Here is a 22,790-nt window from a genome sequence, read left to right as displayed (position 1 = left end):
GTAGCCGTCCGAGCGGGAAGGACTCCGCCGAGGAGGGCATCCTTCGCGGTGACGATCCGCTCTCGGCGCTGTGTGCGCCTCGCCGAGCGCGGCGAGTCCGGCGGCGCGCCGCGGGCCTGTTCGAGCGGGTGCTCGCCCTCGGCGACACCCCGCACCGGGCGCAGGCCGCGCTCGGGCTCGCGGTCGTCCTCGACGACGCCGAGGACACCGACCGCGCGCGGGACGCCGACCGCGCCGCCATCGCCACCGGCGACCCCGAGTACGGCCCGCGCGCCGCCTACCACCTGGCGCTCACCCACGAGCGGGCGGCCGAACACGAACTCGCCGCGCCCGCCTGGCGCGTCGTCGTCGACTTCGGCAACCCCGCCTACCTGCCGCCCGCGCATCTCGCGCTCGCCCGGCTCGCCGACGACGCGGGCGACTTCGACGCCGCCCGCGGCCACTGGGAGGCGGTGCTGGCCACCGGCGACGCCGAGCACGGGCCGCCCGCCGCGCACGACCTCGCGCAGCGGCACTTGGAGCGCGGCGACCCCGTCCGGGCGCAGCGCGCCCTGACGGCCGGGCTGAAGCTGATCGACCGCGCCGCCGCCCCGTACGCGCACGCGCGGCTCGCCGTCACCCTCGGCATCGCCTGCCTCGAGCCATCCGCCGCCGCGTTCGGCGCGCCCTCGGCGACCCCGGCGAACCCGCCGACCCCGAGGCCGGGCCGCTCGCCACCGAACTGCTCGCCCGCACCCTGCCGCAGCGCGGCCGCGAACGCCGAGGCCCGCGAGGTGTGGCGGCGCGGCCTGGCCGACCCGGGGACGGCCGCGCAGGTGCGGGCCCGGCTCCGCCGCGACTTCGCGCGACGACGAGGACGCCGACCCCGCCGACCTGTGGTGGGAGCCGGTCGTGGAGCAGGCCGTCACCGACGGGACGCTCCCGGCCCTCGCGGGCGAGGCGTTCGGCGCCCTCGACCACATGTACGCGCTGCTCGCCGCCCGCACCGGCGAGACCGACGAGATGACCGGACGCGCGGTCGACGTCCCGTCCGGCTACCCCTGGGGCCCGCTGCTGCAGGAGAGCTTCGCCGAACGCCTCCGCCTGGCCGCCGACCCCGCCGACTCCGTCGACCGCTGACGATCGCCCTCCGGCCCGTCGCGCGTCACCGCGCGAGCGGATCGAGGGGCAGCCGGACGGCGGGCGGGAGCGGCGCCGGGACGGGGTCCGCCCGGAACGACTGGATCATCAGGGCCGCGAAGACGCCGCGACGCGGCCGCCCGCATCCGGGGCGACTCCGCGCGGATGCCGTCGTTCGCCATCATCGCGAGGACGATGTCCTCCGGCACGAAATCCGCCCGCAGCCGCCCCGCCTTCTTCGCGCGGCGGACGAGTTCGAGCAGCCCGCGCAGCGCGCGGGCGCGATCGGCGGTGAATTCGGCCGTCGGGGGAAGCTGCGCGACGAACGCGCGGAACCCCCGGTCCAGGGCGTGCGCCTCCATGACCTTCTCGATCACCAGGGCGAACCCGCGCCACGGGTCGTCCTCGGCCAGGCCCTCCTCGACGATCTCCGAGCACATCGCCAGCTGCTCGGAGAAGGCCTCGACGAACAGCGCCTCCTTGGTCGGGAAGCGCCGGTAGACGGTCGCGGCGCTCACCTGCGCGCGCCGGGCGATCTCCCGGACCGGGACGTCGAAACCCTCCCGGGCGAAGGCGACGCGGGCGGCGGCGAGGATGCGGATCCGGTTGTCACCCGCGTCCGAGCGCAGTTTCTGACTCACTTCGGCCGTCACGGCTCTCACTTTAATCAAGCGGACGACACGCTCTTTTACGGTTCGGCTCATGAGAGCTGTTCAGTTTTCCGAGTACGGCCCGCCGAGCGTCATGCACGTGGCCGAAGTCGAGGAGCCGCACCCCGGGCCGGGGGAGGTCCGCATCGCCGTCCGCGCGTCCGGCCTGGCGGCGGGGGAGGTGGCCCTCCGCTCCGGGACGCTGCGCGACGCGGTCCCCGCGACGTTCCCGTGCCGCACCGGATTCGACGCGGCGGGCATCGTGGACGAGGTCGGCGACTGGCGTTCACCGCGCCCGCGTCGGCGACGAGGTGTTCGGCATGACCGCGCGACCGCGCGCGGCGCCAACGCCGACCGCGCGGTCCTGGCCGCCTGGGCGCCCAAGCCCGCCGCGTGGAGCTGGGCGGAGGCGGGCGGCGCCGCGGGCTCGTCGAGACGTCCACCCGGGTCCTCGACCGGCTCGCGGTCGGCGCCGGGCACACCGTCCTGGTGCAGGGCGCGGCCGGTGGCGTGGGGACGGTCGCCGTCCAGATGGCGGCGGCCCGCGGCGCGACCGTCATCGGCACCGCGAGCGAGCACAACCACGACCTCCTGCGGTCCCTCGGCGCGGAGCCGACGACGTACGGGCCGGGACTGCCCGAGCGCGTCCGCGCGCTGGCGCCCGGCGGGGTGGACGCGGTGTTCGACTGCGCCGGAGGCGCGCTGCCCGACCTGATCGCCGTCGCCGGGGACCCGGCGCGCGTCGTGACGATCGCCCCCGACTTCACCGCGGCTGCGCTCGGCGTGCACCTGTCGCACACCGCGCCGGTCGACGAACCCGAAGCCCTGGGGAGCGCCGACCCGATGGCCCTGCACGGCCTGCGGATCGCCGTCGGCCTCGCCGCCGAGGGCCGCCTGCGGGTGCCGGTCGCGGCGGCGTTCCCGCTCGCCGAGGCCGCCGCCGCGCACGAGCTGAGCGAGACCCGGCACGCCCGCGGCAAGATCGTCCTGGTGAACTGACCGCCCGGCCGGCCGGGCGCGCCTCACGGCCCGTCCGGCCGGCCGAGGGCCCGGCGGGTCAGTTCGGCCATCGACCGTCCGGCCGCGTGGACCGGCTCGGGGTCGCGCGCGGCGCGGGCGAGGACGAACGCGCCCTCCAGGATCATGATCATCGAGTACGCCAGCCCCCGCGCCCGCTCCCGGTCGGGCACCCGGCGGGCGAACCAGTCGGTGCCCGCGGCGATCCACTCGTCGAACACCTCCGCGGTCGCCGCCCGCAGCACCTCGTTGGTGCTCGCCACCTCCAGCGCGATCGTCGCGATCGGGCACGCGTCGGCGTAGCCGGTCGCGGCGAGTCGCACCGCGGCGACGTCGAAGGCGTGCTCGACGGCCTCGACCGGGTCGTCCGCGCCGTCCAGCAGGGCCAGGACCATCCGCATGTACTCGGGGCCCGAGGTGCGGATCGTCTCCTCCGCGAGCTGCTGTTTCCCGCCGGGGAAGAAGTGGTAGATCGATCCGAACGGGGCGTCCGAAGCGGCCGCGATGGCCTTGAGGCCGGTGCCCGGGTAACCGTTGCGGCGGAACAGGGTTCCGGCCGCCTCCCGGATCCTGCGCCGGGTGTCGGGCCGCTCGGCCATCGTCGCGTCCCTTCCGCCGCCATTGTCCCGTCGGCGACCCCGGGTTAGCCTACATTAGAACGATCTATCCAGAGGGGGCGGCGATGCCGCAGATCGAACTCTCCGCCGGACCGGTCGACTACCAGGACACCGGCGGGGACGGCCCGGTGCTGGTGTTCGGGCACGGGCTGCCGATGGACGGGAAGCAGTGGCGCAAGGTGGTGCCCCTCCTGCCGGGCTACCGGTGCGTGCTGCCCACCCTGCCGATGGGCGGGCACCGCCGCCCGATGCGTCCCGACGCGGACCTCTCCCAGCCCGGCATGGCGCTGCTGCTGGGCGAGTTCATCGAGCGGCTCGGCCTGGACGACGTGACGCTCGTCCTCAACGACTGGGGCGGAGGCCAGTTCCTGATCTCCGAAGGGCGCGCCGAGCGGATCGGACGGCTCGTGCTCGTCGCCTGCGAGGCGTTCGACAACTTCCCGCCCGGCGCGGCCAAGGCGATGGTCCCGCTCGTGAAGATCCCCGGCGGGGCCCGGCTGGCGCTGCGGTTGATGGTGCTGAGCAACCGCACCAAGGGCGGATACGGGGCGATGAGCCGGCGCGGCATCCCGAAGGAGCTCATGGACGAGTGGGTCGCCCCGGCCACCCGCGACAAGGACGTCCGCCGGGACTTCGTCAAGTTCGCGACCGGCGCGCCCGACCGCAAGACCCTCCTCGCGTACAGCGAGCGGCTGCGCGACTTCGACCGTCCGGTCCTGGTCGTCTGGGCCGCCGACGACAAGCTGATGCCCCGCGAGCACGGTCCGCGGCTGGCCGAACTGTATCCGCGGGGCCGGTTGGTCGAGATGGCCGACTCGTCCACGCTCGTCCCCGAGGACCGGCCCGAACGGCTCGTCGAGGTCATGACCGAGTTCCTGGCGGAGACCGGTGTGACGCCGGTCTGACCCGTCCGGGCGTCAAGTCGCGAACTCGGCCCAGACCACCGTGCCGTCCCCGTCGGCGCGGTGCCCCCAGCGCGACGCCAGCGCGTCCACGATGTGCAGGCCCCGCCCGCTCTCGCCGTCCGGCGCCTCGCACAGCACCGGACGCTTCCCGGCCGCGCCCTCGTCGCTCACCTCGGCCCGCAGCACGCCCCGTCCCGCCCACAACGCGATGTGGATCTTCCCGCCCCGGCCCGACGCCGTGTGCCGGATGCCGTTCCCGGCGAATTCGTCCACGACCAGCGTCATGTCGTCGAGCAGTTCACCGGCGGGGGAGATGTGGTTCGGGACGAGCGTGTCCCGCAGAAAGCACCGCGCGTGCCGGACCGAACGCGGAACGCCCGGCAACGTCAGCACGGCGAGAAGCTCCAGGTCGTCGGCTCCTTGGGGTGTCATCGTGATTCCTCCTCGTGATGTCACCCGCAAGATTGATCACCCTCCGTGGTCGCATCAACATGGTCGGCGGAGATGAGGGGTATTCGCTGATCGCTCGTCGATCCCCTGAAGTGCGGAACAACGAATATATTCGTCGTTTGCGAAGGTGAGCCGATCAAGCGCACAGCGTGTCATCGTTGGTGTATGAGGCGTGACGACCGAGAGACGTACCGACGGAGAATGATCGGTTCGGCTCTCAAAAAGTTCCGTGAGGACTTGAGGCTGACACAGCGGGCGGCCGGTCGTCTTGTCGACCGCTCGCAGGCGTCGCTTAGCGCGTATGAGAACGGGCACCGGGCCATCCGTCCACGCGATCTCAAGCATATCTTGGACATGTACGACATCACGGATGAGGCCGTTCGTGAGCGCCTCCTTTCCATCGCCGCCCAAGGTCGCCAGGACGGTTGGTGGCATGACTTCGAGGAGCGGCTTGAGCCCGGGGTCGTCGACTTCGCGTCTCTTGAAGCGGATGCTTCCGCCATCCGAATTTACGAACCCCTGCGGGTGCACGGCCTTCTGCAGTCGGAGGGGTATGCGCGGGCTGTGATCACCAGTTCGGGCAGTGGGCGAGGTAGTCCCCGTGACATCGACGCCGAGGTAAGTTTCCGGCTCCGACGTCAACGGCTTCACGAACGGAGGCCGCCCGACATATCGGTAATTTTGGGAGAAGCGGCACTTCGTCAGAAGATCGGCGGCGCTCCGGTGATGACGGGCCAGCTCCTCAAGTTGCTGAGGCTGGGAGCTCTTCAGCACATCTCGATGCAGGTGGTTCCGTTCTCGGTCGAGGCTCCACCGGGAGGTGAAGGACCCTTCACAATCCTGGGCGTGGGTCCCGACGGCATATTGGAAGTGGTGGCGATCGACAGCCTGACTCGAAGCTGGTACGTCGACGAACCCGCGGACGTTGCCCACCATCACCAGACCTTCGACCGGTTGCAGCAGTTGGCCCTGTCCGAAACCGATTCCGAGAAGCTCATCGAGCGGATATTGTCCGAGCTATGAGTAAGCAGGATCGCAACGCCGTTCGGTGGCGGACCAGCAGTTACAGCAACGCGCAGGGAACCCAGTGCGTCGAGGTCGCGCCGTTGGGTTCGAACGTCCTCGCGCGGGACTCGACCGATCCGGCGGGGCCGGTGCTGGGGTTCTCGCAGGAGGAGTGGGGTGTCTTCCTGGACGAGGTCAAGCGCGGGGCGCTCGACCACGGTTGACCTCCCGCACGCGCCAAGGCGCGGTCTCGCGTGTGCAGGCGAAGTTCGGCTCCCTGGAGGGCGTCCGCCTGAAAGATAGTGTGCGTGCCATGAGCGAGCGAGAATTCAGCGTCGTGCAGTGGCGAAAGAGCAGGCGCAGCGCCGAACACGGCACGAACTGCGTGGAGGTCGCGGGAGTGGTGCCGGGGGTGCTCGCGCGGGACTCGAAGGATCCGTTCGGGCCGGTGCTGGGGTTTTCGAGGGCGGAGTGGGGCGTCTTCCTGGACGAGGTCAAGCGCGGGGCGCTCGACCACGGCTGACCTCACGGCCGCGCCAGGTTCGTCCGGGTTGTGGGGAGTCGCCGGGCGGTTCGCCGTGACCTGAGGGTCAGAACAGGAGGCCGTCCAAGCCGATGGCGGTCAGGCCCGTTCCCCACGCGAGCAGGGTCGGGATGAACACGAGGTTGAGGCGGTGGGAACCGGGACGGTCGGCGGTGCCCTCGGGGTCGGCGGGGTCGTAGATGAGCGCGACTTCGCGGCCGATGCCCCGCCGCCACGAGGTGGAAAGCGTGCTGACGGCCTCGACGGTCCGGCCGTCCTCGGTCGTGAACCGGAAGACGGCCGCATAGGTGGTGCCGGTCTCGGAATCCTTGATCGCCTTGTGTCCGACGATGACGCCGGTCGTCCGCCGCCCGCGGGTCCGGATCCGCGTATCTCTCCGCAGGACGGCCCAGAAAGCGAGCAGGAAGAGGATGCCGAGGAAGACCAAGAGGACGTCCATCACCGCTCCACGGTAGCCCGGCGGGGTGACGGCGGCCATACGGTCGACCGGTCGGCAGGCTCCTTACTCACCGGTCAGCACGCCGATTACGCCGATGATCAGCAGGGCCGTCCCGGCGGCGGCGATCAGCGAGCCGAATGTCCTCTCGACGCGGACGGCCTGCGTGAGATCGGCCTTCTTGGGGTCGGCCGGGTCGTAGTGGACGATGACCCTGTCCCCAACGTTTCCCGGTCCTGCTCCGGTGCGGACGGTGCTGCGGCCCACGACCTCCCGGCCGTCCTCGGTCGTGAACCGGAAGACGGCGCGGGAGGGGTGCAATTCCCTGCGATAGTTCTCGAGGGCGGCGCGGAAACCCGGTGAGTCCGGCGCGGGCAACTCCCGGGGGTCGATGAGGACGCCGGTCACCGACTTGCCACGGGGGATCAAGCGCCGCCATTTGAGGAGCATCGGCAAGGCCATCGCGATCAGGCACGGACCCAAGAGGGCGAGGGCGCTCGCCGTGGTGGTGGTCACCCGCTCAACGTAAAGCGCGCGCGATCTTCACGGCAGGGGTGCGCGGTGGCCGCCTGCGGCCGCGCGATGGGGCGGCCGCAGGCGGGACGGGACGTCAGGCGTCCGGGCGTTCGAGGGCGACGCGGGGGAGCGCGCGGGCGAGGGGCGCCGGGAGCCACCACGCGCGGTCGCCGAGCAGGCGCATGATCGCCGGGACGATCAGGCAGCGGATGACGACCGCGTCCAGCAGGACCGCGACGGCGAGGCCGAGCCCGAACTGCTGGAGCATCCGGTCGGGGCTGAGGACGAACGCGCCGAAGACGACGATCATGATCGCCGCGGCGGCCGTGATGACCTTCCCGGTCGCGGCGAGGCCCTCGCGGACGGCGTGCGCCGAGTCGCGGGCGCGTTCCCACTCCTCGTGCATCCGCGACACGAGGAACACCTCGTAGTCCATCGACAGCCCGAACACGATCGCGAAGATCATCACCGGGACGAACGACTCGATCGGGCCCGGCTGGGCGCCGAACCGTCCGTCCTGGAAGACGAGCGTGATCGCGCCGAGCGCGGCGGCGATCGACAGCAGGTTCAGCACCGCGGCCTTGAGCGGGATCAGCAGCGACCGGAACACCACCATGAGCAGGAGGGCCGACAGCCCGACGACGACGGCGATGAACAGCGGCATCCGGTCCGCGACGGAGTCGGCGAAGTCCTGCGCGGCGGCGGTGGGCCCGCCGACCAGGTACTCGGCGCCGGTCCGGTCGGAGAGGGACGGCAGGACGTCCGCGCGGAGCGTGCGGACGAGTTCGGCGGTCTCCTCGTCCTGCGGGGCCGTCTCCGGGTAGGCGATCACGGTGTGCGCCTTCCCGTCGGACGACGGGAACGCGGGGCTCGCCGAGGCGATGCCGTCCGCGCCCCGCAGGGTCTCGCTGAGGTTCGCGGGCGCGCCCTCGGTGACGACGATCAGCGGCCCGTTGAACCCGGGCCCGAACCCGTCGGCGAGCAGGTCGTACGCCTGCCGGCTGGTGGACGACGGCGGGGCGGTGCCCGCGCGGCGAAGCCGAGCCGCATGTCGAGCGCGGGCGCCGACAGGCCGAGCAGGAGCGCGACCGGGATCAGCAGGGCGGGCCACGGGCGGCGCTGCACGGCCGCCGCGAGCCGCCGCCACCGCTCGTCCCGCACCTTGTGCGCCCGCTTGCGGACGTTGCGGTGGATGCGGCCGCCGAACACCGCGAGGAGCGCGGGCAGCAGCGTGAGGGCGGCGGCCATCGTCATCAGGACGGTCAGCGCGACGGCGAGCGCGACGCCCTGCAGGGCGCCGAGGCCGAGGACGATCAGGCCCAGCAGCGCGATGATCACCGTGCAGCCCGCGAAGAAGACGGTGCGTCCGGCCGCGTCGAGCGCGGTGCGGCTCGCCTCGGCGGGGTCGGCGCCGCGGATCAGCTCGTGCCGGAACCGGTAGAAGATCAGCAGCGCGTAGTCGACGCCGACGCCGAGCCCGATCAGCATCATGATCGGCGGGGTGAAGTCGGCGACGGTGAACGCGTGCGAGGCGAGCGCGATCAGCCCGATCGCGCCGCCGACCGCGAACAGCGCGGTGGCCAGCGGCAGCGCCGCCGCGACGAGGGAGCCGAACAGGAACACCAGGATCACCAGGGCGGCGAGCATCCCGGCGCCCTCGGCGGCGCCGCCCCCGCCCTCCTCGGCGCCCCGGACGGGCTCGCCGCCGAACTCGACGCGCAGTTCGTCGCCCGCGGCGTCCCGCGCGGTGTCCATGATCGCGGTGACGTGCTCCTTCGGCGTCCTGCGCCGAGCCGTCCAGGGCGACGGTCGCGTATCCGATCGTGCCGTCCTGCGACAGGCCGCCGCCGCGCGGGTCGAACGGGCTCCCGACCTCCGCGACGCTCGGCAGCGCGCGGACCTCGTCCAGCATCGGCTCGATGACCGCCTGGTCGCCGCGCAGCCCCCCGGCGTCCCGCATGACGATCTGGACGGACGCGCCCGCCTGCACCGACCCGTGCCGCTCCATCAGATCGGACGCGGCCTGCGAATCGGTGCCGGGCAGCGAGAAGTCGTTGTGGTAGGCGCTGCCCGCGGCCTGGGCGCCGACGGTGATCCCGGCGACGACCACGACCCACAGCAGCAGTGCGCCCCAGCGGTGCCGCTGCGACCAGGCCGCCAGCCGCCCGAAGACGCCCGGACGCGCGCCCGCCGAACCCGCGCGGGTCCCGGTGGTGTCGGTGTGCATCCCGGTCACCGCCCCGACCCGGCGCGGGCGCCGATCAGCGCGCCGACGACGGCGCCGAGCAGCGGCACCCCGGCGAACAGCGCCAGCAGCGCCCCGTTCCCCTCGACGTCGAGGGTGGTGTCCAGCACGAAGTGGAAGAAGATCGCGATGGTCTCGGTCAGGACGAACCCGGCCGCCCCGCCGACGAGGAAGCCGACGAGCGCCGCGCCGGCCTTCTTGCTCGCAGTCGATGTCATGCGTCCCACGGTCGGGGCGCGGCACGCCCTGCGGCATCGGCCTGCGGCGGGCATCGCGGCTACCCCCAGGGTTGCGGCCGCCGCCCGCGGCTACCGCCCCGGTTGCCGGTCGCTCATCCAGCGGGGGCTCACCATCGCCGACTCGTAGGCGAGGACGACGAGTTGCGAGCGGTCCCGGACGTCCAGCTTCGACATGATCCGGCTGACGTGCGTCTTGGCGGTCGCGGGGCTCAGCACGAGCTTCGCGGCGATCTCGTCGTTGCTCAGCCCGGCCGCGACCAGCAGCATCACCTCGCGCTCCCGGTCGGTGAGCGCGTTCAGCCGCGGACCGGGCGCGGGCGCGGTCACCCGCCCGGCGAACTCGGCGATCAGCCGCCGGGTGACCGACGGGGTGATCAGCGCGTCGCCGCGCGCCGCGACCCGCACGGCCTGGATCAGTTCCTCGGGCTCGGTGTCCTTGAGCAGGAACCCGGTCGCGCCCGCGCGCAGCGCCCCGTACACGTACTCGTCGAGGTCGAACGTGGTGAGGATGACGACGCGGACGTCGTCCAGCCGCCGGTCCCGCGCGATCAGCCGGGCCGCCTCCAGTCCGTCCATGCCGGGCATCCGGATGTCCATCAGCACCACGTCGGGGCGCAGCTCCCGGCAGGCGGCGAGGGCCTGCTCCCCGTCGGCGGCGTCGCCGACGACGGTGATGTCCTCCTCGTCGTCGAGGATGGAGCCGAACCCGGCGCGCACCAGCCGCTGGTCGTCGGCCAGCAGGACCTTGATCATCGTTCGTCTCCGTTCCGGTACGGGAGCCGGGCGCGGACGAGGTGCCCGCCGTCCGGGCCGGGGCCCGTGCTGAGGTCGCCGCCGAGCGCGCGGGCGCGTTCGCGCATGCCGAGGACGCCGCTGCCCGGGACGGCCGCGGCGTCGTCACCGGACGGGACGGGCCCGCGCCCGTCGTCGGCGACCTCCACCAGCACCTCCCGGGCGCCCCGCTCCACCCAGGACGGTCACGTGCGCGGCGCCCGCGTGCCGCACCACGTTCGTCAGGGACTCCTGGACGATCCGGTAGGCGGCCAACCCGACCTCGGTGGGCACCGGACCGTCCCCGCCGTCGATGCGGGTGCGGACGTCCAGGCCCGCGGCGCGCGCGGGACCGACCAGCTCGCCGATCCGGTCCAGGCCCGGGACGGGCGCGGTGGGCGCGTCCTCGTCGGCCTGCCGCAGCACGCCGAGCGTCGCGCGCAGCTCCCGCAGCGCCTCCCGGCTCGTCTCCTTGATCGCCGCGAGCGCCGCCTCGGCCTGCGCGGGGTCGCGGTGGAAGCGGTGCAGCGCGGTGCCGGCCTGCACGTTGATCAGCGAGATGTGATGCCCGGTGACGTCGTGGACCTCGCGGGCGATGCGCAGCCGCTCGTCGCCCGCCGCGCGGCGCTCGGCCTCCGCGAGGAAGGCGCGGCGGCTGTGCCGCACCCAGCCCAGCGCCACCATCGCCACCACCCAGCCCGCCAGCATGAAAAGCGCGACGCCGTTGACGTCGCCGTTGCCGGACAGCGTACCGAGCGCGGTGCCGATGACGATCAGTGCCGCGATGCCGGACGCCGCCTGCAGCCGTCCCCGCGACGCGAGCAGGTACAGCGCCAGGATCGGCGCCATCATCAGCGGCCCGTCGTAGGTGCTGGCCACGTAGTAGACGCCGGTCGCGACGGTCGAGACGATCGCGGCGGTGAGCGGGATCCGGCGGGCGAACAGGACCCCGCACGCCACAAGGATCAGCACCCAGCCCGCCGCGGTCTGCGCCCACGGCTCCTCGCGCGAGCCGATGAGCGACCGCATACTGCCGAGGACGACCACCAGCAGGACCACCAGGGCGAGCGCCTCGTCCGTCGGACGCCATCGAGCACGCATGCGATCAGCCTAGACGGCGGGTTCCGCCGCCGATTCGGCACGGAGATGCGACCGGACCCGCAACCAGGGGTGTACGCGCGGGCCCGCGCGTGCGACCCGCGCTGTACGCCGGTCCCGCAGCACCCGGTCGAAGAAGTCGCCGATCGTCGTGTAGGAGAAGACCGTCCGCTCCTCGGCGCCGTGCGCGTCGCGGCGGGCGGCGCGGGGGAGCGGCGCGGCGGCGAGCCTGCCGTCGTCCATGACCGGGGCGGGCGCGCCGACCCCGGCGGGGCCGCGCGGGTCGAGGAAGCCGTGCCGCACGCCGTCCAGCAGGTAGAGCACGCCGTCGACGCCCGCCCCGCGACTCCCGTCGGCCCGGTCGGCGGCCGTCGTGCACCCGAGCGCTGTGCCGCCGCAGGACGGGCCGTGCGGCGCCGGGTACCGACAAAATCCTGCTTGAGGCAGAATACTGTCTCAGTAAGAATGTTAACCGAGTTAGAGTTTTCCCAACGGACCCGACGCATGCGAGGCGATGAGGATGAAGCACGACCCCGAGATCCTCGCCGAACGCGCCTACCTGCGGACGTGCCGGGACGCTCTGGAGGCCATGCGCGCGGACGTCCTGACCACGGAGACCGCCCAGGGCGACGCGTTCGTCGACAAGTACAACAACGCGATCATCCGGGAGGCCCGGGCCGAACGCGCCGAGCGACTCCTCGACCTGCCCGACGTGCCCCTGTTCTTCGGACGCCTTGACCACTCGCCCGGCGAGGCGGCGGAGAGCGCGGACGCCGGACTCCGCGAAGGCGGCCGCGGCCCCGGTGACGCGCTCCTCTACATCGGGCGCCGCGCGTCCGCGACGGCCGCGCGCGCCGCTGGTGGTGGACTGGCGCGCGCCGATGGGATCGGCCTTCTACCAGGCCGGTCCCGGCCGCCCCATGGGCGTGCGCAGGCGCCGCCGGTACGGCTTCGACCGGGACGGCGAGCTGACGGCGTACGAGGACGAGATCATCGAGGGCGCGCGCGGCGACGGCGCCCGGGGGACGGGCGCCCTCCTCGCCGCCGAGCTGGATCGGCCCCGCTCCGGGCCGATGCGCGACATCGCGACCTCCATCCAGCCCGAGCAGGACGACATCGTGCGCGCGCCGCTCGACCGGACCCTGTGCGTCCAGGGTGCGCCCGGCACCGGAAAGACGGCGGTCGGCCTCCACCGGCTCGCCTACCTGCTCTACACCGACCGCGAGCGGTTGAGGCGCGGCGGAACCGTGATCATCGGGCCGAACCGGTCGTTCCTCTCCTATATCCGCAACGTCCTCCCGGCCCTGGGCGAGGGCGGCGTGACGCAGCTGACCGTGGAGGACGTCCTGGATCCCGATGGTCTGGGCGTGCGCCGCGAGGACGACGCGGCGGCCGCCCGGATCAAGGGCGACGCGCGGATGGCCGAGGTCGTCCGGCGGGACCTGTACGCCATGCTCCGGCCCCCGGCCGGGGACCTGGTCGCCGAGGTGGGCGGGCGCCGCTGGCGCATGGGCGCCGACGAGCTCACCGAGATCTTCGAGGAGTGCAGGGACGGCGACGCGCCCTACGGCGCGGGCCGCGAACGGCTGACGCAGCGCATCGTGACCGGCGTCGTCCGGATGATGGAGCGGGCAGGCAAGACCGGCGACGGCCGGACGCGGGGCGCGGTGCGGCGGTCCGCCGCCGTCAAGGCCGCGGTGGCCGCGATGTGGCCCAAGGCCGACCCGGCGAAGCTCGTCCTGGGCCTGCTCACCGACCCGGCGCGGCTCGCCCGTGCCGCGACGGCCTGCTCGACGCCGAGGAGCGGGCGGCCGTGCTGCTGCCCGGCAGGCCGCGCGGCGTCCGGTCGGCCCGGTGGTCGATCGCCGACCTCGCGCTCATCAGCGAGGCCGCCGGGCTGATGGAGCGGCGGAGCGGCCTCGCCCACGTGGTGGTGGACGAGGCGCAGGACCTCAGCCCGATGCAGTGCCGGGCCGTCGCCCGCCGCGCCGCCGGGTCCTGCACGGTTCTCGGGGACCTCGCCCAGGCGACCGGCCCGGCGGCGGCCGCCGACTGGCGACCGTCCTGGCCCACCTCGGCAAACCCGACGGCGAGATCGTCGAACTCGACCGGGGGTACCGGGTGCCCGCCGAGATCGTCGACTACGCGGCCCGCCTGCTGCCGCGGATCGCCCCGGGGCTCGGGGTTCCCGAGTCGGTCCGCCGGTCCGCCGACGCCCTGCGGGTGACCGAGGCCGCGTCCGGGCGGCTCGCGGCGTCGGTGGCGTCGGCCTGCGAGAAGGCGCTGGTGCGGGAGGGGTCCGTCGGGCTCATCGCCGCCGACGCCGACGTGGCCGCGCTGCACGGCGCGCTCGCCGCGGCGGGCCTGCGCCCGGCGGTGCTGGGCGACGACGAGGACGCGATGCGGGCGGACCGCCTGGTCGTCGTTCCCGCGACCCTGGTGAAGGGCCTGGAGTTCGAGACGGTCGTCGTGGCCGAGCCCGCGAACATCGTCCGTGCCGAACCCCGCGGCCTGCACCGCCTGTACGTCGTGCTCACCCGAGCGGTGAGCGCCCTGCACATCGTGCATTCCGAGCCGCTTCCCGAGCCGCTCGACGGAAGGGTGACCGGCCCGCGCCCGATCCGGTCGCCGGGCGGCTCGGCTCAGCCGTCGTAGCCGTCCACGAAGCGGGTCAGGAGGCGCGCGAACTCGGCGCGTTCGGCGTCGGTCCAGTTCCGCATGGCCTGGGCGAAGTTGTCCCGGCGGGTGCGGCGGGTCGCCTCGACGACCGTGCGGCCGGCGCCGGTGAGTTCGAGATGGATGCGGCGGCCGTCCTCCTGGGAGGCGACGCGGCGGACGTAGCCGGACTTGACGGCCTCGGCGACGATGCGGCTGCCGCGCGAGGCGTCCACGCCGAGGCGGGCGGCGACGAGCCCGACGCTGACCTCCTGGCCGGGCCGGTCGGGACCTTCGTCGACGATGTCGACCACGTGCAGGACCTGCACGTCCACGGGGAGGTTGTGCTCCCGGATCGCCGCCTTGCCGAGGCGCTGCCGGGACATCCCGCGGCGCAGCCGCACCATGCTCCGTTCGACGGTGTTGAGGGCCTCCTCGCTCATGGCAGGCAGTGTAGCGGCGCCGTTGCATCCCTCATGTACGTGCGTCTAGCATTCATCTGACTTACGCACATGAATGTGGGGTGCACGTATGTCTCATCGGCGTCGGGTGCTGGTGTTCGCGGGGCTCACGCTCGCGGGCCTGATGTCCTCACTGGACGCGACGGTCCTCGCGACCGCGCTGCCCACGATCGCGGGCGACCTCGGCGGGGCCGACCGGCTCGCGTGGGTCTCCACCGCGTACATCCTGGCGACGAGCGTCACGGTGCCGCTGTCCGGACGGCTCGGCGACCTCTTCGGCCGCAAACCCGTCCACCTGACCGGGCTGGCGGCGTTCCTCGCCGGTTCGGCGGCGTGCGGGGCGGCGCCGTCGATGGACTGGCTGATCGTGTTCCGGGTGGTGCAGGGCGCGGGCGCCGGATGCCTGATGGGCTCGATGTTCGGGCTCACCGGCGACCTGTTCGAGCCCCGCGAGCGCGCGCGGTTCCAGGGATACTCGGCGATCAACTTCGCGCTGTCGACCGTCGCGGGGCCGATCCTCGGCGGTTTCCTCACCGACCACGCGTCCTGGCGCTGGGCCTTCTACCTCAACCTGCCGCTGGGCGTCGCGGCGGCCGCGATGATCGCGGCGTTCCTGCGGCTGCCCCGACCCGACCGCGAGCCGCGCATCGACTACCTCGGCATCGTGCTGCTCGGCGCGGCCGTCACCTGCTTCACCCTGTTCACGAGCTGGGCCGGGACCCGCCACCCGTGGACGTCGCCGGTGGTGCTCGGCCTCGCCGCCGGGGCGGTCGCGCTGTTCGCCGCGTGGGTGCTCGCCGAACGACGGGCCGCCGAACCGGTGGTCCCGCCGCGACTGTTCCGCGACCGCTCGTTCGCGACGGCCTGCGTCGTCGCCGCCGTCGGCGGCGCCACCGGCTTCGGGCTCGCGACGTACCTGCCGATGTTCTTCCAGGTCACCGGGGGAGCGGACGCGACGTCGTCCGGACTGCTCGTGCTGCCGATGATGCTCGGCCTGCTGGCGTCCTCGATGGGCGCCGGGCGGTACATCGCGCGGACCGGCCGCTACCACCGGCTGCCCGCCGCGAGCATGGCCGTCAGCGCCGTGGGCGTCGCCCTGCTGGCGAGCATGGACGCCGGGACGGGCATGGCCGCCGCCGGGCTGTTCATGGCCGTGCTGGGCTTCGGGGCGGGACTGTCGCAGCAGGTCGTGGTGCTGATCGCGCAGAACGCCGCGCCGCCGCGCGACCTGGGCGCGGCGAGTTCCGGGGTGTTCGCGACGCGGATGCTGGGCACCGCCGCCGGGACGGCCGTGTTCGGCGCGATCGTGACGCACCGGTTCGCCGAGGAGGCCGCGGGCCGGGTGCCCGGGAACGTCCCGCCGCTGCGGGACGCCGTGCGCCCGGAGGTCCTCGACGCGCTCCCCGCGCCCGTCCGGGACGGTGTGGGCGACGCGTTCGCGCACGCCTTCTCGGGCGTGTTCCTGTCGGCGCTGCCGCTACTGATCGCGGGCTTCGCCGCCGCGCTCTTCCTGCGGCACGTCCCGCTGGAACGCGGCGGGCCCGGCGGGCCCGGGGAGCGCTGAGCTACTTCTCCAGGTCGGCGTCCAGGTCGGCGTCGTGGACGAGCAGCGCGACCTGCACCCGGTTGTTCAGTTCGAGCTTCGTCAGCAGCCGGGACACGTACGCCTTGACCGTCGCGACGCTCAGCGACAGCTCGCGGCCGATCTCGGCGTTCGTCCGGCCCCGGCCGACCAGCAGCGCCACGGCCCGCTCGCCGTCGCTGAGCCGGCCGAGCCGCCCGCGGGCGCGGTCGCGGGCCGGGTCGGCCCCGGATCCGGCCGCGTACGACATGAGCCGCCGCAGGACGGTCGGCGACATCATCGGCTCCCCGGCGGCGACCTGCCGGATCGCGCGCACGATCTCCGGGGGAGGGGTGTGCTTCAGCAGGAACCCGCTCGCGCCCGCCCGCATCGCCCGCACGATGTGGTCGTCGCTGTCGAAGGTCGTCAGGATGATGATCTCCGGCGGCTCGCGGCGCGCCCGCAGCAGTTCCGTCGCGGCCAGCCCGTCCACCCGCGGCATCCGGATGTCCATCAGCACCACGTCGGGGCGGTGCTCGTTCACCGCGGGCACCACCTCGGCGCCGTCGGCGACGTCCGCGACGACGTCGAGGTCGCCGGCGTTCGCCAGCATCATCGACAGCCCCGCCCGGACGAGCGCGTCGTCGTCCACTATGAGCACGCGGATGGAGTCCATCCCGCAACCCTACGGGGCCGGACGGGCGATCAGGGCCGGTGCAGGCGCCGTCCGCTGACCTCGGTCGCGGTCAGGCCGAACCACGCGCCGCGATCCCCGGCGGGCCACGGCTCCACCCGGGTCACCGACTCCCGCTCCTCCTCCGACAGCGGACGGGCGCCGCCGCGCAGCAGCACGCTCCACCCCTCGCGCGTCGCGGAGTCGATCCGGTCGACCTCGAACGCGGCGCGCACCTGCCCGCCCGGCACGACCGTCAGCAGGCTCTTGTTGAGCCGCGCCGACTCCGACGTCCGGAAGATCACCGCGTCGCCGTCGACCGCGTAGTTCACCGGGACGACCGTGGGGCCCTCCCCGTCGTCGTAGGCCACCCGGCCGACGCCGCCGGGGGCGATGAGGCGCAGGCACTCGGTCCGGTCGAGCTCTTCCAGGACGGGCCGCGCGGAGGACTCTGATGCCATGTCCCTCCCCATGCCCGGCGCCCGCGCCGCCATGCATCGCGGAGCGTCCTCACAGCGGCAGCCGGGCCCGCAGCCGGAACCGGCCGCCCGCGGCGCCGTGCACGAGCGTCCCGCCGAGCAGCGTGACCCGCTCGCCGAGGCCCACCAGGCCCGCCCCGCGCCCGGCAGCGCCGGGCCCCGGCCGGGCGTGGTCGCGTTCTCGATCTCGACGGTCAGTTCCCGCCCGGCCTTCGTCACCTCCAGCATGATCCGGACGGGCGCGCCGGGCGCGTGCTTGCGGGCGTTCGTCAGCCCCTCCTGGACGATCCGGTACGCGTGCCGCCCGACCCGGTCGGGGACGTCGGCGGGGCCGGGCACCCGGTCGTCCAGCTCGATCCGCGCCCCCGCGCCCCGCGACTCCTGCACCAGCGCGGGGACGTCCGCGAGCGTCGGCTGCGGGCGTTCCGGCTCGGCGGCCGACCCGGGCGCGCGCAGCACCCCGATCACCTCCCGCAGGTCCTCCATCGCCTCGTAGGCGCTGCGCCGGATGATCCCGACGGCCTCGCGCTGCTCGTCCGGCGTGTCCGGGCGGAACTCCAGCGCGCCCGCGTGCACGGCCAGCAGCGAGATCCGGTGCGCGAGGACGTCGTGCATCTCCCTGGCGATCCGCTCGCGCTCCTGGTGCCGGGCCTCCTCGATCCGCAGGCGCTGCCCCTCCTCGGCCTCCCGCGCCCGCGCCCGCAGCGACTCGACGAGCTGCCGCCGCGCCCGGATCAGCAGCCCCGTGGCGACCAGCACCATGTAGCCGAGCACGAACACGACGATCGACTCCAGCCGCTCCCGCGCGCTCAGCTCGTGCGGCGCGATGAGGAAGGTCACGGCAAGGAACGCGCAGTTCAGCAGGGTCAGAACAGCCGTGGGCCGCCACCGGCAATGGACCGCGACCGTGAACACCGCCATGGCGGTGGCCCCCCACGACACGGAGTTGGTGAAGCCCCAGGCCATCAGGAACAGCGTCACCCCGAGCGGCCACCGGCGGCGGAACAGCAGCAGGACCAGCATGGCGGTGCCGCCGAGCAACGCCTCCGCGATGTTCTCGACGAGCCCCGCCGGTGCCGGGTAGGTCTCCCTGGAGCCCGCCAGGACGAGAAGACCGATCACGAGGGCGCACGCCGTGACGAGGACGTCGCGCGTCCACTCCATGACGGACCTGCGAAGATTCACGCCATAACGCTAGCCGCCGGGCGCCCGTCCGGCAGTGGCCGCAGGTCGCCCGGACGACCGACTTTGGTAGCCCCCCGGGGATCAGCCGAGCTTGGCGACGGTGAGCAGGACGACCGAGTCCTCGATCGCTTCGAGGGCGTGCCGGGCGCCCGGGACGATCAGCAGATCGCCCGCGATCCCGTCCCAGGCGTCGTCGCCGCTGGTCAGCCGGACGCGCCCGGCCCGCACCAGCACCGTGGCCTCGCCCGGGTTCTCGTGCTCGGACATGCCCGTGCCCGCCGTCAGGGCGATCAGCGTCTGCCGCAGCACGTGCTCGTGCCCGCCGTAGACGGTCTCGGCGGCCCGGCCCGACGATGAGGCGGACGCCCGGGTGAGGAGGTTGCGGGCCTGCGCGTCCAACGAGAGCTTCTGCATGACCAAGGTCATTCCCGCGCCCCCGTCCGTCACACGGACCTCCGGGGGCGCGGGCGTCCCGATTTTTACCGGAATCCCGGCTTTTCTCCGGCCGCGGCGTGATCCACCAGGAACAGCGTGCGCTCCCGGCCCCGCGCGCCCACCACCGGGGCCTTCTCCGGGGTCGCGTCCGGCGCGAGCGCGTGCCGGACGGCGTCGGCCTTGCTCTCGCCCGCCGCCAGCAGCCACACCTCGCGGGCGGCGCCGATGGACGCGTACGTCAGCGAGATCCGGGTCGGCGGCGGCTTCGGCGCGTCCCGCACCGGGACCACCGCGCCCGTCTCGCGCAGCTGCGGCATCCCCGGGAACAGCGACGCGACGTGCGCGTCGGCCCGACCCCAGCATCAGCACGTCGAACGCGGGCACCGGACCGTTCCCGGCGGCCGCCGCGGCCAGCTCGGCGGCGTACCGCCGCGCCGCCGCGTCGACGTCGTCGCCGTCGGGGCCGTCGGACGCGGGCATGGCGTGCACCCGGTCCGGGTCGCGCCGACGCGGTCGCGCAGCGCCGCCCGCGCGCCCGTCTCGTTGCGCTCCGGGTCGCCGGACGGCAGGAACCGCTCGTCGCCCCACCACACGTCGACGGCGCCCCAGTCCACCGCGTCCCGCGCGGGGGAGGAGCCGAGCGCGGCGCGCACGGCGGTGCCGACACCGCCGCCGGTCAGCACGACCGAGGCCGTGCCGCGCTCGGCCTGGGCGTCGGCGATCGCCGTGACGAGCCGCGCCGCGGCCGCCGCGGCGAGCACGTCCGCGTCCCGGTGCGGGATCGTCCGCACGCCGCTCACGCTTCCCCCGCCGCGCCCGCGAGGTCCTTGGCGAACCGGGCGGCCGCGTCCTGGTACACCTCGTCGGGGTCGAGGCGCCGCAGCTCCTCGCCCAGCAGCTCGGGCATCGGGCGCCGCATCAGCGACACCTGCCGGTCCGGCTGGCCGGGACGGCACAGCGTGGCGACGCGGCCGTCCGGGCGGTCGACGACGATGTCGCCCGACGTCGTCCGCAGCCGGACGCCGGTGATACCGGGGCCCTCCGACACCGTGCGGTCCACCGGGACGCCGAGGCGGATCGACAGCCACGCCGCCAGCAGCTCCGCGCTCGGGCTGTCGGGCTCGGCCATCACCTCGCCGGAACCGATCTCGTCGTGGTCCTGGTCGAGCGCCGCCGCCAGCAGCGAACGCCAGTTGGTGACGCGCGTCCAGGTGAAGTCGGTGTCGCCCGGACGGTACCCGGCGGCGAGCTGCGCGAGCGTGCCGAGCCGGTCGCGGGCGGCGTATGCGTCGGTCACCCGGCGCTGCGCCAGCCGCCCGAGGGGGTCCTTGGCGGGCACCTTCGGCACCTTCCCGCCGGGCCACCACGTCACCACCGGGGTGTCGGGCATCAGCAGCGGGACGACGACGGAGTCGGCGTGCTCGGCCAGCGGCCCGTACATCCGCAGCAGCACCGTCTCGCCCGGCCCGGTCTCGCCGATGCGGATCTCGGCGTCCAGCCGGGACGAGTTGCCGCGCGGGTCGCGGGAGATCACCGTCAGCACCCGGCACGGGTGCTCGCGGGACGCCTCGGTCGCCGCGCGGACCGCGTCGTACTGCGCCGACTCGTCCGTCACGATGATCAGCGTCAGCACCATGCCGACCGCGGGGCCGCCCATCACGTGCCGGGCCTCGGTCAGCGCGTCCTGGATCTTGCGGGTCGAGGTCCCGGCGAGGTCGATGTTCATCAGAGCCTCCTCCACGTGCGGCCGTCGCGCGCCATCAGCTCGTCGGCGCTGTCCGGCCCGTAACCGCCGGACTTGTACTGGTCGAGGCCCCCGCGCTCGGCCCAGAACTCCTCGATCGGGTCGAGGATCTTCCAGGACAGCTCGACCTCCTCCTGCCGGGGGAACAGCGGCGGGTCGCCGATCAGCACGTCCAGCAGCAGCCGCTCGTACGCCTCCGGGGACGCCTCGGTGAACGACTCGCCGTACGCGAAGTCCATGTTGACGTCGCGGATCTCCATCGAGGTGCCGGGCACCTTCGAGCCGAACCGGACCGTGATGCCCTCGTCCGGCTGCACCCGCATCACCAGGGCGTTCTGCCCCAGCTCCTCGGTGTCGGTCTGCGAGAACGGCTGGTGCGGCGCCTGCTGGAACACCAGCGCCACCTCCGTCACCCGGCGGCTGAGCCGCTTGCCGGTGCGCAGGTAGAACGGGACGCCCGCCCAGCGGCGGTTGTCGATCTGCAACTTGATCGCGGCGTAGGTCTCGGTGCGGGAGTCGGCCGGGATGCCGTCCTCCTGCAGGTAGCCCTTCACGTTCACGCCGCCCTGCCAGCCCGCCGCGTACTGGCCGCGCGCGGTGGACTCCGCCAGGTTCCCCGGCACCCGAACCGACGACAGGATCTTGGCCTTCTCGGCGCGGACGGCCTCCGCGCTGAACGACGTGGGCTCCTCCATCGCCGTCAGCGCCAGCAGCTGCAGCAGGTGGTTCTGGATCACGTCGCGGGCCGCGCCGATGCCGTCGTAGTAGCCGGCCCGGCCGCCGATGCCGATGTCCTCGGCCATCGTGATCTGCACGTGGTCGACGTACCCGCGGTTCCAGATCGGCTCGAACATCGAGTTGGCGAACCGCAGCGCCAGGATGTTCTGCACCGTCTCCTTGCCGAGGTAGTGGTCGATCCGGAAGATCGACTCCTCGGGGAACACGCGGTGGACGGTGTCGTTCAGCTCCTTCGCGGTCGCCAGGTCGCGGCCGAACGGCTTCTCGATCACGACCCGCCGCCACGACCCGTCCGTCCGGTCGGCCAGGCCGCTGCGCTGCAGCTGCTCCACGGCCTGCGGGAAGAACTTCGGCGGGATCGACAGGTAGAACGCGTAGTTGCCGCCCGTCCCGCGGCTCTCGTCCAGCTCCTTGACTGCCATCGCCAGCGCCTCGAACGCGCCCGGGTCGCCGAACTCGCCCGGCACGAAGTGCATGCCCTCCGACAGGTGCCGCCAGACGTCCTCGCGGAACGGGGTCCGCGCGTGCGCCTTCACCGACTCGTAGGCGATCTGCCGGAAGTCCTCGTTCTCCCAGTCCCGGCGGGCGAACCCGACGAGCGAGAAGCCCGGCGGCAGCAGCCCCCGGTTCGCCAGGTCGTAGATGGCCGGGAGGAGCTTCTTGCGGGACAGGTCCCCGGTGACCCCGAAAAGCACGAGCACGCACGGCCCGGCCACCTGCGGCAGGCGCTTGTCCCGCGGATCCCGAAGCGGATTGGCTCTCTCGGTCACGTGGCCGCCCCCTCTGGTCGCACCCTGTCTTCTCCTGCTCTGTTCACCGCGGTTCTTCTCACGGCCGTTCTCGTCACCGGCATGTGTCGACCGGCCGTTCGCCGGCCGTTCGTTCGCCGACCGTTCGTCCGTCATTGGGCATCATGCTCAAGACACGCATACACGTTCTGATCCCGTACGTCCCCCGACGGCGCCGAATTAGTGGCGCCGGGGCGGGATCACCCCTCTCCTCTTGCGGCTTCGAGCAGCCGGGCGAGTCCCGCCCGGCGGTTCTGCAGGTGCAGCCGGACCACCGGGCGGCCGTCCGCGCGGACCGCCCGCGCGTCCCCCAGCGCACGCGCGAGCTGCAGCATGCCGAGCCGGTGGTGCCGGTCCGGGACGGGCACGTCGCGGACGACGTTGCCCGTCACCAAGAGGTAGACGCCGCGGTCGCGCTGCTCATTCCCGGTTTCGCCGGCCGCCGGGTCCGCGGCCGGG

At 73.5% G+C, this 22,790-nt stretch carries 28 protein-coding genes and 3 pseudogenes; 10 read left to right on the top strand and 21 right to left on the bottom strand.

Annotated features, from left to right (window positions below; translation table 11 throughout):
• On the bottom strand, positions 1-602 hold a 602-nt coding region (locus tag BJF79_RS58655), incomplete at its 3' end, for a hypothetical protein (protein ID WP_262401601.1).
• 289 nt (positions 603-891) lie between these two features.
• Here BJF79_RS58655 and BJF79_RS58650 point away from each other — a divergent pair.
• On the top strand, positions 892-1,119 hold the full coding sequence (locus BJF79_RS58650; protein WP_262401600.1) for a hypothetical protein: 228 nt from the start codon (positions 892-894) through the stop codon (positions 1,117-1,119).
• Here BJF79_RS58650 and BJF79_RS06120 read toward each other — a convergent pair.
• Positions 1,035-1,772 carry a TetR/AcrR family transcriptional regulator gene (locus BJF79_RS06120; protein ID WP_262401599.1) on the bottom strand — a complete coding sequence of 246 codons (738 nt, stop codon included), beginning with the start codon at positions 1,770-1,772 and terminating at the stop codon, positions 1,035-1,037. The two genes, BJF79_RS58650 and BJF79_RS06120, sit on opposite strands and share 85 nt — an antisense overlap.
• Before the next feature lie 49 nt (positions 1,773-1,821).
• Between BJF79_RS06120 and BJF79_RS66550 the strand changes: the two are divergent.
• Positions 1,822-2,768: pseudogene (locus tag BJF79_RS66550) on the top strand (NADP-dependent oxidoreductase).
• Between the two features lie 23 nt (positions 2,769-2,791).
• Here BJF79_RS66550 and BJF79_RS06110 read toward each other — a convergent pair.
• Entirely contained in the window at positions 2,792-3,385 is a 594-nt protein-coding gene (locus BJF79_RS06110; protein WP_075895399.1) for a TetR/AcrR family transcriptional regulator, read from the bottom strand.
• 83 nt (positions 3,386-3,468) lie between these two features.
• Here BJF79_RS06110 and BJF79_RS06105 point away from each other — a divergent pair, with 83 nt between their 5' ends.
• Positions 3,469-4,308, top strand: coding sequence for an alpha/beta fold hydrolase (locus tag BJF79_RS06105; protein WP_075895398.1), 840 nt, complete (start codon positions 3,469-3,471; stop codon positions 4,306-4,308).
• 12 nt (positions 4,309-4,320) lie between these two features.
• Here the strand turns inward: BJF79_RS06105 and BJF79_RS06100 are convergent, their stop codons facing one another.
• A complete protein-coding gene (locus BJF79_RS06100) occupies positions 4,321-4,740 on the bottom strand; it encodes an ATP-binding protein (RefSeq protein ID WP_075895397.1) in 420 nt (139 codons plus the stop codon).
• Between the two features lie 183 nt (positions 4,741-4,923).
• Here BJF79_RS06100 and BJF79_RS06095 point away from each other — a divergent pair, with 183 nt between their 5' ends.
• From BJF79_RS06095 to BJF79_RS06085, 3 genes are all read left to right on the top strand, one after another.
• The gene (locus tag BJF79_RS06095; RefSeq protein WP_075895396.1) at positions 4,924-5,781 is read left to right on the top strand and encodes a helix-turn-helix domain-containing protein; all 858 of its coding nucleotides are present in this window, start codon (positions 4,924-4,926) and stop codon (positions 5,779-5,781) included.
• Entirely contained in the window at positions 5,778-5,987 is a 210-nt protein-coding gene (locus BJF79_RS06090; RefSeq protein WP_075895395.1) for a DUF397 domain-containing protein, read from the top strand. Before BJF79_RS06095 ends, BJF79_RS06090 begins: the two co-directional genes overlap by 4 nt.
• A gap of 89 nt (positions 5,988-6,076) precedes the next feature.
• Positions 6,077-6,286, top strand: a complete 210-nt coding sequence (locus BJF79_RS06085) for a DUF397 domain-containing protein (RefSeq protein ID WP_075895401.1) — start codon at positions 6,077-6,079, stop codon at positions 6,284-6,286.
• 67 nt (positions 6,287-6,353) lie between these two features.
• Here BJF79_RS06085 and BJF79_RS06080 read toward each other — a convergent pair whose 3' ends face one another.
• The 4 genes from BJF79_RS06080 to BJF79_RS58635 all read right to left on the bottom strand — a co-directional run bounded on the left by BJF79_RS06080 (position 6,354) and on the right by BJF79_RS58635 (position 9,014).
• Entirely contained in the window at positions 6,354-6,746 is a 393-nt protein-coding gene (locus BJF79_RS06080) for a DUF3592 domain-containing protein (RefSeq protein ID WP_158079097.1), read from the bottom strand.
• Between the two features lie 63 nt (positions 6,747-6,809).
• Positions 6,810-7,259 carry a DUF3592 domain-containing protein gene (locus tag BJF79_RS06075; protein ID WP_075895393.1) on the bottom strand — a complete coding sequence of 150 codons (450 nt, stop codon included), beginning with the start codon at positions 7,257-7,259 and terminating at the stop codon, positions 6,810-6,812.
• 94 nt (positions 7,260-7,353) lie between these two features.
• Positions 7,354-8,142 carry an MMPL family transporter gene (locus BJF79_RS58640; RefSeq protein ID WP_262401602.1) on the bottom strand — a complete coding sequence of 263 codons (789 nt, stop codon included), beginning with the start codon at positions 8,140-8,142 and terminating at the stop codon, positions 7,354-7,356.
• Positions 8,143-8,201: 59 nt separating this feature from the next.
• On the bottom strand, positions 8,202-9,014 hold the full coding sequence (locus tag BJF79_RS58635) for an MMPL family transporter (protein WP_262401597.1): 813 nt from the start codon (positions 9,012-9,014) through the stop codon (positions 8,202-8,204).
• A 68-nt stretch (positions 9,015-9,082) separates the two neighbouring features.
• Here BJF79_RS58635 and BJF79_RS58630 point away from each other — a divergent pair, with 68 nt between their 5' ends.
• The gene (locus tag BJF79_RS58630; RefSeq protein ID WP_262401596.1) at positions 9,083-9,322 is read left to right on the top strand and encodes a hypothetical protein; all 240 of its coding nucleotides are present in this window, start codon (positions 9,083-9,085) and stop codon (positions 9,320-9,322) included.
• A 169-nt stretch (positions 9,323-9,491) separates the two neighbouring features.
• Here the strand turns inward: BJF79_RS58630 and BJF79_RS06065 are convergent, their stop codons facing one another.
• The 5 genes from BJF79_RS06065 to BJF79_RS06050 form a co-directional block, all read right to left on the bottom strand.
• A complete protein-coding gene (locus tag BJF79_RS06065) occupies positions 9,492-9,722 on the bottom strand; it encodes a hypothetical protein (RefSeq protein ID WP_075895392.1) in 231 nt (76 codons plus the stop codon).
• 90 nt (positions 9,723-9,812) lie between these two features.
• Entirely contained in the window at positions 9,813-10,496 is a 684-nt protein-coding gene (locus BJF79_RS06060) for a response regulator (RefSeq protein WP_075895391.1), read from the bottom strand.
• Complete coding sequence (locus tag BJF79_RS58625; RefSeq protein ID WP_262401595.1) at positions 10,493-10,684, bottom strand: hypothetical protein; 192 nt, start codon at positions 10,682-10,684, stop codon at positions 10,493-10,495. Before BJF79_RS58625 ends, BJF79_RS06060 begins: the two co-directional genes overlap by 4 nt.
• A complete protein-coding gene (locus BJF79_RS06055; protein ID WP_262401594.1) occupies positions 10,641-11,615 on the bottom strand; it encodes a sensor histidine kinase in 975 nt (324 codons plus the stop codon). Before BJF79_RS06055 ends, BJF79_RS58625 begins: the two co-directional genes overlap by 44 nt.
• Positions 11,616-11,624: 9 nt before the next feature.
• Complete coding sequence (locus BJF79_RS06050; RefSeq protein WP_075895390.1) at positions 11,625-11,936, bottom strand: hypothetical protein; 312 nt, start codon at positions 11,934-11,936, stop codon at positions 11,625-11,627.
• A 479-nt stretch (positions 11,937-12,415) separates the two neighbouring features.
• Between BJF79_RS06050 and BJF79_RS66545 the strand changes: the two genes are divergently transcribed.
• Together BJF79_RS66545 and BJF79_RS66540 are read left to right on the top strand one after the other, a co-directional pair.
• Positions 12,416-13,513 carry a hypothetical protein gene (locus BJF79_RS66545; protein ID WP_410050056.1) on the top strand — a complete coding sequence of 366 codons (1,098 nt, stop codon included), beginning with the start codon at positions 12,416-12,418 and terminating at the stop codon, positions 13,511-13,513.
• Between the two features lie 64 nt (positions 13,514-13,577).
• Entirely contained in the window at positions 13,578-14,267 is a 690-nt protein-coding gene (locus BJF79_RS66540) for a hypothetical protein (protein WP_410050055.1), read from the top strand.
• On the opposite strand, the gene BJF79_RS06040 is transcribed toward BJF79_RS66540, so the two are convergent.
• Entirely contained in the window at positions 14,255-14,710 is a 456-nt protein-coding gene (locus BJF79_RS06040) for a MarR family winged helix-turn-helix transcriptional regulator (RefSeq protein ID WP_075895389.1), read from the bottom strand. The genes BJF79_RS66540 and BJF79_RS06040 overlap by 13 nt on opposite strands.
• An 88-nt stretch (positions 14,711-14,798) precedes the next feature.
• Here BJF79_RS06040 and BJF79_RS06035 point away from each other — a divergent pair, with 88 nt between their 5' ends.
• Positions 14,799-16,292 (top strand): MDR family MFS transporter, encoded by a 1,494-nt coding sequence (locus BJF79_RS06035; RefSeq protein WP_075895388.1) that lies wholly within the window; start codon positions 14,799-14,801, stop codon positions 16,290-16,292.
• Between the two features lies 1 nt (position 16,293).
• Here the strand turns inward: BJF79_RS06035 and BJF79_RS06030 are convergent, their stop codons facing one another.
• The 7 genes and pseudogenes from BJF79_RS06030 to BJF79_RS55135 form a co-directional block, all read right to left on the bottom strand.
• Positions 16,294-16,965, bottom strand: coding sequence for a response regulator transcription factor (locus BJF79_RS06030; RefSeq protein ID WP_075895387.1), 672 nt, complete (start codon positions 16,963-16,965; stop codon positions 16,294-16,296).
• Positions 16,966-16,994: 29 nt separating this feature from the next.
• Positions 16,995-18,605 carry a pyridoxamine 5'-phosphate oxidase family protein gene (locus BJF79_RS06020; RefSeq protein ID WP_143219735.1) on the bottom strand — a complete coding sequence of 537 codons (1,611 nt, stop codon included), beginning with the start codon at positions 18,603-18,605 and terminating at the stop codon, positions 16,995-16,997.
• 102 nt (positions 18,606-18,707) lie between these two features.
• Positions 18,708-19,040, bottom strand: coding sequence for a cupin domain-containing protein (locus tag BJF79_RS06015; protein WP_075895400.1), 333 nt, complete (start codon positions 19,038-19,040; stop codon positions 18,708-18,710).
• Between the two features lie 65 nt (positions 19,041-19,105).
• A pseudogene (locus BJF79_RS06010) lies at positions 19,106-19,822 on the bottom strand (6-phosphogluconolactonase).
• Between the two features lie 35 nt (positions 19,823-19,857).
• A complete protein-coding gene (opcA, locus tag BJF79_RS06005) occupies positions 19,858-20,787 on the bottom strand; it encodes a glucose-6-phosphate dehydrogenase assembly protein OpcA (RefSeq protein WP_075895385.1) in 930 nt (309 codons plus the stop codon).
• Positions 20,787-22,313 (bottom strand): glucose-6-phosphate dehydrogenase, encoded by a 1,527-nt coding sequence (gene zwf / locus BJF79_RS06000; protein WP_075895384.1) that lies wholly within the window; start codon positions 22,311-22,313, stop codon positions 20,787-20,789. The genes opcA and zwf overlap by 1 nt, the downstream gene beginning before the upstream one ends.
• Positions 22,314-22,531: 218 nt before the next feature.
• Positions 22,532-22,790 (bottom strand): annotated as a pseudogene (locus tag BJF79_RS55135) (glucose-6-phosphate isomerase); the annotation flags it as partial.

Source organism: Actinomadura sp. CNU-125 (assembly GCF_001942465.1).
Classification (GTDB): Bacteria; Actinomycetota; Actinomycetes; order Streptosporangiales; family Streptosporangiaceae; genus Spirillospora.
Note: the sequence above shows the minus strand (reverse complement) of the source record. Positions and strands in the feature narration are given on the sequence as shown.

Coding starts and splice junctions, on each gene's coding strand:
- BJF79_RS06110 (WP_075895399.1), bottom strand. CDS start 3,385: ATGGCCGAGCGGCCCGACACCCGGCGCAGGATCCGGGAGGCGGCCGGA.
- BJF79_RS06105 (WP_075895398.1), top strand. CDS start 3,469: ATGCCGCAGATCGAACTCTCCGCCGGACCGGTCGACTACCAGGACACC.
- BJF79_RS06100 (WP_075895397.1), bottom strand. CDS start 4,740: ATGACACCCCAAGGAGCCGACGACCTGGAGCTTCTCGCCGTGCTGACG.
- BJF79_RS06095 (WP_075895396.1), top strand. CDS start 4,924: ATGAGGCGTGACGACCGAGAGACGTACCGACGGAGAATGATCGGTTCG.
- BJF79_RS06090 (WP_075895395.1), top strand. CDS start 5,778: ATGAGTAAGCAGGATCGCAACGCCGTTCGGTGGCGGACCAGCAGTTAC.
- BJF79_RS06085 (WP_075895401.1), top strand. CDS start 6,077: ATGAGCGAGCGAGAATTCAGCGTCGTGCAGTGGCGAAAGAGCAGGCGC.
- BJF79_RS06080 (WP_158079097.1), bottom strand. CDS start 6,746: ATGGACGTCCTCTTGGTCTTCCTCGGCATCCTCTTCCTGCTCGCTTTC.
- BJF79_RS58635 (WP_262401597.1), bottom strand. CDS start 9,014: ATGGACACCGCGCGGGACGCCGCGGGCGACGAACTGCGCGTCGAGTTC.
- BJF79_RS06065 (WP_075895392.1), bottom strand. CDS start 9,722: ATGACATCGACTGCGAGCAAGAAGGCCGGCGCGGCGCTCGTCGGCTTC.
- BJF79_RS06060 (WP_075895391.1), bottom strand. CDS start 10,496: ATGATCAAGGTCCTGCTGGCCGACGACCAGCGGCTGGTGCGCGCCGGG.
- BJF79_RS06055 (WP_262401594.1), bottom strand. CDS start 11,615: ATGCGTGCTCGATGGCGTCCGACGGACGAGGCGCTCGCCCTGGTGGTC.
- BJF79_RS06040 (WP_075895389.1), bottom strand. CDS start 14,710: ATGAGCGAGGAGGCCCTCAACACCGTCGAACGGAGCATGGTGCGGCTG.
- BJF79_RS06035 (WP_075895388.1), top strand. CDS start 14,799: ATGTCTCATCGGCGTCGGGTGCTGGTGTTCGCGGGGCTCACGCTCGCG.
- BJF79_RS06030 (WP_075895387.1), bottom strand. CDS start 16,965: ATGGACTCCATCCGCGTGCTCATAGTGGACGACGACGCGCTCGTCCGG.
- BJF79_RS06020 (WP_143219735.1), bottom strand. CDS start 18,605: ATGGAGTGGACGCGCGACGTCCTCGTCACGGCGTGCGCCCTCGTGATC.
- BJF79_RS06015 (WP_075895400.1), bottom strand. CDS start 19,040: ATGCAGAAGCTCTCGTTGGACGCGCAGGCCCGCAACCTCCTCACCCGG.
- opcA (WP_075895385.1), bottom strand. CDS start 20,787: ATGAACATCGACCTCGCCGGGACCTCGACCCGCAAGATCCAGGACGCG.